The following is an 11204-nucleotide window of genomic DNA, read 5'->3' on the forward strand; positions in this document are numbered from 1 at the left end:
AGCACATAAAACAATCCCATTTCATCCCTAATATCTATAATTTTATCATAGATGATTAGGTTCATTTTTAAGAACTATGCTTAAAGCTGTTCTTATACTATTAGTATATGAGCAAGCACAGTAAGTGTACGGACACTTACGAAAAAATTAATGGAGCAAACCTTTACGGAATGCTCCATTTTTTTAATTTTTACCTTGTTAGGGAGAGCCCTAAGACCCCGAAATATATTTTATAAAGGAGAATAAAATGGCAAATAGATTTAGAAATGAAAGAATAGAAATAAAACTAACCAAAGAAGAAAAAGAAGTTTTTGAAAAAAAAATGAAACTTGCTAATTGCAAAACTATGTCCCACTTTCTTAGAAAATGTGTCTTAGAAAAAGAAATTTATGTTGTAGATTTAGAACCATTCAGAAACCTACAATGGCTACTTTCAAATGCAACAAATAATATAAACCAGATTGCAAAAGCTACTAATACAACTGGTGTTATTTACAAGAATGAAATTGAATCTATGAATAAGCAGATAGAAAAATTATCAAGAGAAATATGGCAGATCCATTCCCTACTTCTTAGTAAATCAAAAGAAAGTTCTGGTGATTAGTATGGCAATTACAAAGATACATCCTATAAAATCAACTCTAAATTCGGCAATAGACTACATTACTAAGAGTGAAAAAATCTTAGTATCTTCATTTAAATGTCATCCATCTACTGCTCATATTCAATTTATAAAAACACGAGAAGACAATGATACTAAAGGTACAGTTTTGGCTAGACATTTAATCCAATCTTTTCTACCAGGAGAGGTTAATCCTATAAAAGCTCACGAAATTGGAATGGAATTATGTAAGAAAATTTTAAAAGAAGATTATGAATTTGTTCTTGCAACTCATATAGATAGAGGGCATATCCATAACCATATTATTTTTAATAATGTTAATTACAAGACTGGCAAATGCTACCAATCTAATAAAAAATCTTATCATAAAATCAGGTTTCAAAGTGACGAATTATGTAAAGAAAATAAGCTTTCAGTCATTGATAAATATTATGAAGCTTACAAAAGAAAATATAAAACTTCTGGTAAATCTTGGTATGAGTTTGACCAAAGTAAGAAAGGAAATTCTTGGAAGTCAAAACTACAATTTGATATAGATAGAATGATTAATAAATCTAAATCTTGGGAAGAATTTTTAGAAAATATGAAATCTCTTGATTATGAAATTAAATTTGGTAAACACATTGCTTTTCGCCATAAAGATAAGCAAAGATTTACAAGGGCAAAGACTATCGGAGAAGATTATACTGAAGAAAAAATCAAAGAAAGAATAGATTTAGCAATTAAAATTAAAGCTAATCCTACTAAAAAACGAGTAGGAAATGTTATTGATATATCTACTAATGAAAAAGCTCAATCCTCTAAAGGCTATGAAGTTTGGGCAAGAAAACATAATATCAAAACAATGGCTGATTTAATAATTAAACTTCGAGAGCAAGGCATTAATTCAATTACCCAACTCGATGATCTAATCAAAAAATCTGCTGATGATAGACAAGACTTATTAGATAAAATAAAGAAAATTGAAACTGAAATGAAGAGTTTATCCCAGGATATGGAAAATATAAATACTATAAATAAGTATCGTGAAATCTACAAATACCACAAGAAAAATCCTCAAGATAAGCAATTTGCAGAAGAGTATTATAGTGAACTTTCTGTTTATAAAATAGCAGCTAAAGAAATTTTAGTTAACTATAAAAAACTACAAAACACAAAAGAAATACTATCCACTCTCGATAAACTGCAAGAAAAAAAGAACACCCTTATGCAAGAGTATTCTTTGAATAAAGAACAATTTTCTGACCTTGTTCATTATAGGAAAAACTATGAAAATTATTATGGAAAAGAGGTGGAGAGGTAACATCTTCACTTCTTTCTCTTATAAATTTTTACTATTTTCGATTTCTCTAAAAGAATCCCAAAGATATCTAGTCAATGTTATGCTCGCACCCACAGAAAGTTCTGCATGTTTTTTACTCAAAGCTTTAAAATTCCTTTCTCTTCCATGTCCACTTCCATAATGATTTCTAAGATCGTTAATTCCTGAAGCAAGTCCATTTAAACTCCCTGTAATTTGCTTTACTATTTTGTCTTCAGTTTCATCAATTATCATGCTTTCATTTGGAATTTTTAAACACTTAAAGGTTTCTTTAACTAATTGTGTTAATTTTAAGTTATCTTTTTTATTCTCTCCTAAATTATTGCAAATTTCCTTGCAACAACTTTCAAGTAGTTCCTTTGACTTTCCTATTGCTTCTGTGGGATTTCTATCCACCATTTCTAGCATTAAATCAATTTGAGAATTAATATATTCAGATGAGAATTTAATTTTCAAAACTTCTGCTTCTGACATAAGATTTGAGCTATTTGATAATTCTCGATTAATAATATCTTTACACTTAATGTATAGAGATTTGAATGAAGTTCCTCTATTATTTTTTTTATTTTCTTCTATCTCATCACTAAAATAAACAGAGTAAAACTCTAAAAGATCTTTATATAGTTTAGCAATTTTATAAGAATCACCCTCGTTTGTAAATTCTCTAAGTGACTTTCCTTTTGACAAATGATATTTTTCACATAATCTTATCCCTATACTTTGAAATGTAAACTCATCAAAATCATTCGTAGAAAAATCTAGAACATAGCCACCTCTATTAAATAATTCATCAAGATATCCTTTTTCTATATAACTAAGCATAGTTAAACCTACTTTATAATTCCTAGTAATGAACCTAATTTGTTTATACCTTCAATAAAATCTGGAAGTGTTGCTATGGAGCCGATCATAAATTTTAACGAATTAAAGCTCGTTTTTAATAGATTTTTGTTAGGATTTGCTTTGACTACTTCTCCTTTTATCAACTCCATATTTCCCATTAAAATACTTCGTTTATCTTCGTCATCTATATTTTCCAATAGGATTTCCAATTTTGATATTTCTTCATCAATTTCATTCTTATTTAAGTAATTATTTTGTATTGCATCTATAGATGAATTATCACTAGCTAAATTTACCTGAACACCAGAACTATTTATGTTAATTTCATATTTATTATTGTCATCGTAACCCATATCAGTTGCTATATCTTTAATATATTCTTCAATCCCTGAAATAAATGGATAAACCATTCTATTCCCAAAGCTTTGTGCCATATCTTGATACTTGTTGCTATTAGCGTAAAACCACCCAAAGTTAATGGTGTTTAAATTATTTTCTAAAATGTATTTAAAAGTAGAGTATAAAAGATACAATCTTTTTCCAGTATTACTTCCCAAATCTAAACATTGTCTACCATAAGATGAATATACATTATTTATACTTTCCTCTAAATCACCTATATCATATTTGAAACTTTCAATATAATTTTTTATCAAAGATGTCTTATCTACATAATCTATAAATTCTCTTAGGAGGTCGATTTGTTCCCTATAATCTGCATTAATTACATCTGAACCCAATCCTCTAAATTTTCTACTGATTTTTCTTAGTTCTTTCTTATTAATCTCCATCTACAATCTCCCCACAAAAAGGACAATATCCACCCTCAAGATTTTTTATGCTACTAATTTTTGCTTTTTTCTTGCAACACTCATAATATTTTTCTTCAAAATCTCCAGTTTTTCGTCCTATGGGTATCTCTGGCTGCTTTTTAATTTTCTCGGTTTTAATTCTAATTTCTGAGTTTTTGAAACTTTTTTTCATAGTGGCTGAAAATTCATTTAATATATCAGCTACTTTGTTCTCTATCATCCTCTCCGCTAGATTTATTGTTTCATCATCTAAATAGTCTTGGTGTTTTAAACCACAGTTCGGACACCAAATATCTAAATTTGTGTCATCTTCTATATCATCTACAAGAAGCATAAATCTCTCTCCACAAGATGGGCACTTTAATAAAACATAACCATCAGAATCCGCTGGAATACTTATTTCTAGCGTTTCAAAATCTTTCATCATTAACTACCTCTACTAATTAAATTTTAACAACTTTCTATTATCAAAAGCACAATCTAAATCATATTCAAGATTTATATTAAGATATATCTCTATCATTTCTCCTATATTCAATAATATCTCCAATATAACATTGAAAATACTCACAAATCTTCCCTAATGTTTCTAAACTTACATTTTCATCTTTTCCCATCTTGGCTATTGTCTTGGGAGTTGTTGCTATTGCACATTGTAAGTCTTTTTTTCATATTTTTATCTATTAATAACTTCCTTAATTTATTATATGAAAATCCCATATCATTCTCCAATACTATATTTTACCTTTCTAAACGTATGGATTAATTATTTAATTATAGCATATAACACTGATTCCTTTCAATTATATGATTCACTGCGTTAAAACGAGCAAAAAAATAAAGACAGTCCGAAGACCGCCGTTATTTATCTTTCTGCACCTTTGCTATGGTCTTTCTTATTTGACCTAGCTTTGTCATCTGTCTTAAAGCTCTTTATTTACCCTAATATGGACTTTTTATCTTTTCTTGACTCTTTACTTGTTCTTTTGTTTTTAATAGCTTAGAAGACAAAATACGAACATTTTTATGTTCTTTCCCGTTGTTATCAATACTTGTTTTTACTTGTCCGAAGATTTTAACAAAATCGCCTTGTTTAAGATTCTCTAAATCTTTTGTCTTATCTCCATAGGCTGAACAATTGGTATAAGCTTTATTTCCATCGTCATCTTTATAAATAATTGAAAATTACTTACTTTAAAGTTTTCTATAGTATCGTATTTGACTCCAACACTGATTCAATTTTAAATATCTTCTTTGTTTAATGTAGAATTTAAATAAAAGGATAATTTCTTATACCTCTTCTATATAAAAATCTTCTAGTAATTCAAATTTTGATTTTCTTACTTTACTCTTTTTATACACATATTTAGCTATGTTATCAGGATCGTTAAATAATTTTTTTCTATTTATCCCTAATAAATCTAAATCTTTTACAATTTCTATTTTATTTTCAATTTCTATGGAAATATCAGGAACTATTTTCTGTATATAATCCCTCTTTTCTTGTTTATTCAAAATATTAAATGGTGAATATAAAATATTTTGATAAATAAATCTACCAGATTGTAATGTCATTCTATCAAAATTAATATTAGGGTAATATAATATCATTGGAAAATCAGGTACTTCATAAATATTATTACCATACTTTTTAATTAACAAATATATAAAAGTTGTTAAATATATTATTACATAATCTTCTAATTTCTGTATTTTTAGTTCAAATGAATAATTTTTTAATTTTGATAATTGGAAAAAAATATCCCTCCACATATCCAACTCTTCATTTTTGTTTTTAAGAAATACTTGAAGTAGCCTTTGATTTAATTCATTTGGCCTATCCATAATGTATCCTTCTTTAATTCCCTTATCATACCAATCTACAGCTTTTATTATTTCAGACGTATATGCATTGTGTTTACTTTTTTTTAATAAAACTTTGATCATATTTAAATTATTAGATAATGAAATTATGAATCCTTTTCTATTATTCTTATAAAATTTTAATAATTTATTATAAAACATAACTTTTGTTTCATTTTGTTCGATTAAATCATTATAAAAGTATTGTATTTTTCTTCCTGAAATTTCATCACTAAATTTTATGAAATTATTTTTCTTAAATACATGGATATATCCTGTGTATTCAAAGTTATCACAACATGAAAAGTATAAAGCTACTAAAGCTGAACTTGTAATATCTATTAAATTTGTAGGCAATCCATGGTGTTGTGAATAAGATATAAAATTTGACTTTTCAATATCACTTAATTGTGCACTAACCTCATAGAAATATTCATCTATCATCTCATCAATTATAGATCTATCTGAGTCATTAAAATTATCTCTATAACATGATGCTGCAATATTTGTATATTTCCTAGATTCTCCCCTAAAATATGCATCCAATAAATTTTTTTCTTTAAGAATTTTAATATAATCATATAAACTGCGAGCTCTTAATACTTCCATACTACCTCCTTATTGTTTACACTTTTTTATTATCTACTTAGGCTGAACAATTGACATACAATTTCTTAGTTTTAAATACTCTGATCAAAAGGTAAAAAAGAATTAGATTAATTCCACTTCTTTAGTCTTTAATATTTTCTTGCCTATGATTTGCCAGACAGTGTCTGTTAAATTACAGCTCATTAATCCTATCTGATAGAATTGTCACTACATCAACTACCTTATCAAAGATCAAATCTCCAATGTATTTATTTTCAATGAGATATACTTCCCACAAGGATCTCAGGTATGAATCTTCTTTTATGTCCTCGATTATTTCCTCATAGTCTTTAATTATCTCCTGACTTCCTCTTTTGTTTGAGGTTCTCTCTATTGCTTCTTTTAAAATTTCATAATCTATCTCATCTTTTTTTAGTTTGTAGAGGGTGTATAAGTCGTAAAAGTCTCTCATTCGTGTTGTTGTTATATTTCTTCTGATTATGGTTTCGTATTTTTCTGCTAATATTGTTTCTAATGGATATGCCATTATTTTTATATCTTCTTTGCTAAAGATACAGGGATAGGTATATTCTATTTCCCTTGGTGTTATTGCATCTCCTGTTGTTAAGTCTAGTTTCATTGGGTTTTTAGTTTTCCTAACATTTGCTATTAGTGAAATTCTAAAGTTTTCGTACTCGTCTTCTTCTCTAATATAAGAGATGTCTTTTATTTCAAATTTTATTCCATCGTCTACATTGATATTTATGATTTCTTCTACGATTTCTTTTATTTTTTCTTCTTTTAGAGCTATGCCTTTTATGGTTGTGTCCATGTCCATAGTTGTTCTATTTTCAATGCCAATTAATGATGATATAAGGAATCCTCCCTTTATTACAAAATTGTTTTTGTATGGTGATTTAGATAGTCTTTCTAAAAATCTTTCAAAGAAATATATTTGCAGAACTTCTTGAGACTTTAGATTTTTCTTCTCTGCCAGACTTCTTATCTTGCCCTTTATACTCTCGATATTAATCACGATAATACCTCCATATATTTTCTAATTTCATCTTCTATTTTAAATAGTCTACTGTATTTTATGAGTCGTCTTAGATTTTTATTTGGTGATTTAAAGTATCTTTTTATGGCTTCTGTGAAAATTTGCTTATCTATTTTTCCTCTGTCGATTATGATGTCACAAATCGTTCGATCTATATCGTAAACTGGAATAAGGTTGTCTTGTGGTGATTTTATTTCTGTCTTTCCTAGTTCGTATAAATCTCTTTTTACATAATGAACTTGTAGATCTTCGTACCTCTTTTTGATATGGCTGGCATTGTAGCCTTGGGGTACAGATATATGAAATACATTTGGGGTCCTATCTGATAGGTCATGTAGATATAGGGCTGTTTGATGGGAAAATATAATTCGATTGCTATTTGATGATATTAAAACAAAATCGTCTATTACTTTTCCTTTTAATTGATATAGTCCTGGTCTTAATCTTTCTAATTGTCCGATTTTTGTTAATTCTGATAGATTATGCCTAGTATATCCAAGGTCTTCTGCTTCTTTGTTGGTTATTACTAAATTTTCTTGTATATATTCTTTAAGTGTATTCATAGTCCACCTCCTCTCGTTTACGCTTTTATTATATGTTATAAAAGCGAATATGTAAAGTTGCTTATGAGTTTTCCATTTTTTGAAAAAGGATGTAACGAAATATTACTACCTTTAATAAAAAAGAGCAGCCTTTTAAGCTACTCTTGTAGAAAGTACAAAATGAGTTTATCTTATTATATTTTTCTTTGTGTCTCCTCATACCAGTTGCAAAACTACTCTTACGTCCATGCAGTTTTTTTGGGTCTTTTTGACGTATCCTTCTTCATCTTTATCGAAGACAAAATGCTTATAAAACTGCTTAAAATGCAGGATTTCTAAATTTATATCTTTTGTATCAACGCTATAGTCTCCACATGGCTTGAGAGGATAGAATGAATGTCATTTGAGTGTGTCCGTTCTCGGGAACATATCCACTGCGTTTTTGGAGCTATCGGTAGACGGGAACATATCAATACACCTCATGGATTATTATTTTAGAATGGATTTTAAGTAATCTAATAAATCTGATTTAGTTAGAGGCTCTGCATGACTTAAAATACAATACTTACAGTCGAAACTTTCTATCAAATTTGTTAATGACATTAATTTTTCTTTATCCATATACCCATCATTGTAGAAATCCTCGCTTGTTGAATCTCCCAAGAACAATATTTTTTCCTCAGGAATATAGATAAGCACCGTATCTTCCGAATGGGGTGAAACCGTATGAAAAATCATTGCGGTTATTCCACCGAGATTAAGGGTAAGCTCTTTTTCAAATTGGATATCCGATAGAACGGCAATAATTCTTTTATTATCTACATATTCTCTAGCTAGGCACTCATCATCATTTATCAAAAATTTTATATATGCACTGTCAGATAGTTTGGCTCTTTCCTGTTTCAAAAACTCGTTGGTTTTATGGTGTGCAATGGACAATCCGTGAATTTTATGCATTCCAAAGGTATGGTCCCAGTGCCAATGAGTGATGACAGTAAAATCTGGCTTCTTTAGGTCCTCGATTTCTAGGGATTTATAAAATTCATCAACATGGTCTGCTGAATTTCCTGCATCAATGGCAAGTGCAATTTTATCTCCATTTAAGTATGCCAACATAGGCCTATCAGTTTCTGGTTGATGTGGATAATAAAAGACCCTGCTAGTTATCTTTTTCAGTTCCATTTGCCATCCCACCTTTCTGGTAATAAATCTTTCAGCAACACTTCTTCCATTTCAGGTAATACAATTTGGGTCTCTATATTTTGATTATCTATCTGTGCAATAAACTCTCTGCACCTTCCACATGGTGGAAGTATACTCCCATCTTCAAATACAGCGATAATCCTTTTGATTGCAGTTTCATTGTTCTTTACCATTTCAGCAATAGCTGACTGTTCAGCGCATAAGCCAATAGAACAGGGCAAGTCAATGCATATTCCTGTAAAGATGTTACCGCTATTTGTCTCCAACGCGCACGCAACATGCCCTGAAGTTCCAAAGTTCCGTAACTTTTTATGATTAATTATACTGAAAGCAATTTGATATAATTCTTGTTTATTCATTTTCTTCTCCAATATTATTTAGCTTAATAATACGTTATTCTTTTTTCAAAACACTAAGTTATTCAGTTCACCATCAAGAACTTTTATAGTTTCATTTCTTTCCTTATCCTCTTGATTGTCATATAAAAGTTGTTCAATAAACTCCCATATATCTTCTAGTTTACGTCTAATATGATAGAATAACAAAGCATCCGTATTGATTAAAAAATCTTTGTGTAATTTCAGGTATATGTTCATAAATACATCATAATATGGCTTATCAACAAAAAACATGAGATCAGCTTTTACTGGAGCCAATTTCAAGCCTTCCCAGTCAATTAGAACTAACTGCTCATCCCGTTGCATCAAGTTCCAATTATGAATATCTGTATGGCATAGGGCCATTTTAGGATTACTTCGTCTTAGAATCTCCGACAGTCCTTCAACTCTGTCAATAGATTGTTCAAGGGGTTTTATGTGTGCCCCAAGCAAGCATTTTAAGTCCATGGGAAGACTGGCGCATTCTTTACGCAATACTTGTTTTAGCTGTTTCAGAAATGGCAAACTAAAATCTTCCCTAATTAGTTGCACATATACCTACTATATCAATAAATTTTGAGTTATCATTGACTATATTAGTTGCTATTATCAGAATAGTCGTCGATAACTATATTTTCGTGCAAATATGCAAATAAGTAAAATGATAGTTATGTTATATCATAATAATTGAAAATAATAGAATGCATTTTTCAATGTAATAAGATTAAGCGTTCTCTTAAAGTTAGAGAACGCTTAATTATTTTTAATTTATTGAAATAATTTGTAACTATTGAAAACAGACAAAAATTGTTCATTGGATAATTTATCAAGATCAGTAATATTCGCATGCTTCAGCACCTGTCTTAATTGATTTTTAGTAAAAAGAACATGATATTCCCTGTTTACCCATTTATAAACGAAAAATCTATACTTTTTGTAGTCCTTCTTTAAAATAAATGGTTTATGCCTTTCAAGTACAATCAATACAGAATCTACATTAGGCTTAGGGTGAAAATATGCTCGTGGCACTTTTTTAAGAATTTTTATATCCATTTCCACCATTAACAGCAAACCTAAAGCTCGTTGGGTATTTTGCAACCTTTTAGCAAATCCCCTCTCTACAATAAGGTAGCTATATTTCGCTTGACTATCAAAAGCAATCTTTTTTACAATATCAGTACTAATATTGTAGGGAATATTACCAAATATTTTATAGTCTGTATTTTTAGGAAAGCTAAACTTCAAAATATCCTCATGAATAACTTTTATATTCTGAAAAGGTTCAACTGCTTTTTTCGTGGCATGACATAAACCTTCATCAATCTCTATAGCATTCACCCGTTGACTCATTTCCACAAGTTCCTTGGTAAAATGTCCTTTTCCTGACCCAATTTCTATTATTTTATCTTGTTTATTGATATTCGTATATTTTAATATTTCCTTTACATGCTTTTTAGATGTAATGAAATTTTGCGTATTTTTCGGGTTTTTCTGTTTCATTATAACCTTCTCCTTGCCGGTTATAATGAACTAATCTTAAGAGCTCATTATAACCAATTATTTTTGGTTTGGTTGATAATTAAATCTCTCAATAACAAATATAGAAAACATACCCATACCTTTACCTCCTTTAATTTTTTTCATTATAAATGAGATAAAGTAATATCTACTACTGCAATACATGTACACATATTTAACTCCTCCTTATGCAACTGATTATATCACTTTTAATTTCTCTATTCAATAAAGTTCTGTGCTAATCTACCTCACCCTATGGATTTTTAATACCGAAACATCAAATGTCATCTGTCAAATGCCCTATTTAAAAGGGTCAAAAAACGGTATTTTTTAGCCTGTTTTTGACCCAATTTTCGTACTCAAACCACTACATGTTGTGGTTGACTCCTATTATTCCTTGTCCAAACCACAATACGTCATCAGAATTGCTGCTTCAACGTGGTTCGCATTGTTAAGAG

At 29.2% G+C, this 11204-nt stretch carries 13 protein-coding genes and 2 pseudogenes; 2 read left to right on the plus strand and 13 right to left on the minus strand.

Annotated elements, in window-relative coordinates; genetic code table 11:
* The first annotated feature begins 247 nt into the window (after positions 1-247).
* Complete coding sequence (locus CS898_RS06630) at positions 248-604, plus strand: plasmid mobilization protein (protein WP_099208565.1); 357 nt, start codon at positions 248-250, stop codon at positions 602-604.
* A gap of 1 nt (position 605) precedes the next feature.
* A complete protein-coding gene (locus tag CS898_RS06635; protein WP_099208567.1) occupies positions 606-1925 on the plus strand; it encodes a relaxase/mobilization nuclease domain-containing protein in 1320 nt (439 codons plus the stop codon).
* Between the two features lie 18 nt (positions 1926-1943).
* Here the strand turns inward: CS898_RS06635 and CS898_RS06640 are convergent, their stop codons facing one another.
* The 13 genes and pseudogenes from CS898_RS06640 to CS898_RS10175 all read right to left on the minus strand — a co-directional run bounded on the left by CS898_RS06640 (position 1944) and on the right by CS898_RS10175 (position 10911).
* Positions 1944-2765: an abortive infection family protein gene (locus CS898_RS06640; RefSeq protein WP_002836907.1), complete on the minus strand. Its 822-nt coding sequence runs from the start codon at positions 2763-2765 to the stop codon at positions 1944-1946.
* Between the two features lie 8 nt (positions 2766-2773).
* A complete protein-coding gene (locus tag CS898_RS06645; RefSeq protein WP_002837011.1) occupies positions 2774-3577 on the minus strand; it encodes a hypothetical protein in 804 nt (267 codons plus the stop codon).
* A complete protein-coding gene (locus CS898_RS06650; RefSeq protein WP_002836919.1) occupies positions 3567-4022 on the minus strand; it encodes a hypothetical protein in 456 nt (151 codons plus the stop codon). The genes CS898_RS06645 and CS898_RS06650 overlap by 11 nt, the downstream gene beginning before the upstream one ends.
* A 79-nt stretch (positions 4023-4101) precedes the next feature.
* A pseudogene (locus tag CS898_RS06655) lies at positions 4102-4318 on the minus strand (helix-turn-helix domain-containing protein).
* Between the two features lie 145 nt (positions 4319-4463).
* Positions 4464-4803, minus strand: a pseudogene (locus CS898_RS10120) (single stranded DNA-binding domain-containing protein); the annotation flags it as partial.
* 85 nt (positions 4804-4888) lie between these two features.
* Entirely contained in the window at positions 4889-6070 is a 1182-nt protein-coding gene (locus tag CS898_RS10060; protein WP_002837016.1) for an FRG domain-containing protein, read from the minus strand.
* 172 nt (positions 6071-6242) lie between these two features.
* Positions 6243-7085, minus strand: a complete 843-nt coding sequence (locus tag CS898_RS06670; RefSeq protein WP_002837062.1) for a nucleotidyl transferase AbiEii/AbiGii toxin family protein — start codon at positions 7083-7085, stop codon at positions 6243-6245.
* Positions 7082-7669 carry a type IV toxin-antitoxin system AbiEi family antitoxin domain-containing protein gene (locus CS898_RS06675; RefSeq protein WP_002836884.1) on the minus strand — a complete coding sequence of 196 codons (588 nt, stop codon included), beginning with the start codon at positions 7667-7669 and terminating at the stop codon, positions 7082-7084. The genes CS898_RS06670 and CS898_RS06675 overlap by 4 nt, the downstream gene beginning before the upstream one ends.
* A gap of 468 nt (positions 7670-8137) precedes the next feature.
* The gene (locus CS898_RS06685; RefSeq protein WP_019108018.1) at positions 8138-8830 is read right to left on the minus strand and encodes an MBL fold metallo-hydrolase; all 693 of its coding nucleotides are present in this window, start codon (positions 8828-8830) and stop codon (positions 8138-8140) included.
* Positions 8821-9210 (minus strand): cytidine deaminase family protein, encoded by a 390-nt coding sequence (locus tag CS898_RS06690; RefSeq protein WP_001041171.1) that lies wholly within the window; start codon positions 9208-9210, stop codon positions 8821-8823. Before CS898_RS06690 ends, CS898_RS06685 begins: the two co-directional genes overlap by 10 nt.
* Before the next feature lie 45 nt (positions 9211-9255).
* The gene (locus CS898_RS06695; protein WP_001176020.1) at positions 9256-9780 is read right to left on the minus strand and encodes a phosphotransferase; all 525 of its coding nucleotides are present in this window, start codon (positions 9778-9780) and stop codon (positions 9256-9258) included.
* Between the two features lie 216 nt (positions 9781-9996).
* Positions 9997-10728, minus strand: coding sequence for a 23S rRNA (adenine(2058)-N(6))-methyltransferase Erm(A) (gene erm(A) / locus CS898_RS06700; protein ID WP_019108019.1), 732 nt, complete (start codon positions 10726-10728; stop codon positions 9997-9999).
* Positions 10729-10785: 57 nt separating this feature from the next.
* A complete protein-coding gene (locus CS898_RS10175) occupies positions 10786-10911 on the minus strand; it encodes an erythromycin resistance leader peptide (RefSeq protein WP_135100604.1) in 126 nt (41 codons plus the stop codon).
* Positions 10912-11204 lie beyond the last annotated feature (293 nt).

Origin of the sequence: Urinicoccus timonensis (assembly GCF_900232945.1) — a bacterium.
Taxonomy (GTDB): Bacteria; Bacillota; Clostridia; order Tissierellales; family Peptoniphilaceae; genus Urinicoccus; species Urinicoccus timonensis.

Excerpts from the sequence above, each read along its gene's own strand:
- CS898_RS06630 (WP_099208565.1), top strand. The coding sequence starts at position 248 with ATGGCAAATAGATTTAGAAATGAAAGAATAGAAATAAAACTAACCAAA.
- CS898_RS06645 (WP_002837011.1), bottom strand. The coding sequence starts at position 3,577 with ATGGAGATTAATAAGAAAGAACTAAGAAAAATCAGTAGAAAATTTAGA.
- CS898_RS06685 (WP_019108018.1), bottom strand. The coding sequence starts at position 8,830 with ATGGAACTGAAAAAGATAACTAGCAGGGTCTTTTATTATCCACATCAA.
- CS898_RS06650 (WP_002836919.1), bottom strand. The coding sequence starts at position 4,022 with ATGAAAGATTTTGAAACGCTAGAAATAAGTATTCCAGCGGATTCTGAT.
- CS898_RS06690 (WP_001041171.1), bottom strand. The coding sequence starts at position 9,210 with ATGAATAAACAAGAATTATATCAAATTGCTTTCAGTATAATTAATCAT.
- CS898_RS06635 (WP_099208567.1), top strand. The coding sequence starts at position 606 with ATGGCAATTACAAAGATACATCCTATAAAATCAACTCTAAATTCGGCA.
- CS898_RS06675 (WP_002836884.1), bottom strand. The coding sequence starts at position 7,669 with ATGAATACACTTAAAGAATATATACAAGAAAATTTAGTAATAACCAAC.
- CS898_RS06640 (WP_002836907.1), bottom strand. The coding sequence starts at position 2,765 with ATGCTTAGTTATATAGAAAAAGGATATCTTGATGAATTATTTAATAGA.
- CS898_RS10060 (WP_002837016.1), bottom strand. The coding sequence starts at position 6,070 with ATGGAAGTATTAAGAGCTCGCAGTTTATATGATTATATTAAAATTCTT.
- CS898_RS10175 (WP_135100604.1), bottom strand. The coding sequence starts at position 10,911 with ATGTATTGCAGTAGTAGATATTACTTTATCTCATTTATAATGAAAAAA.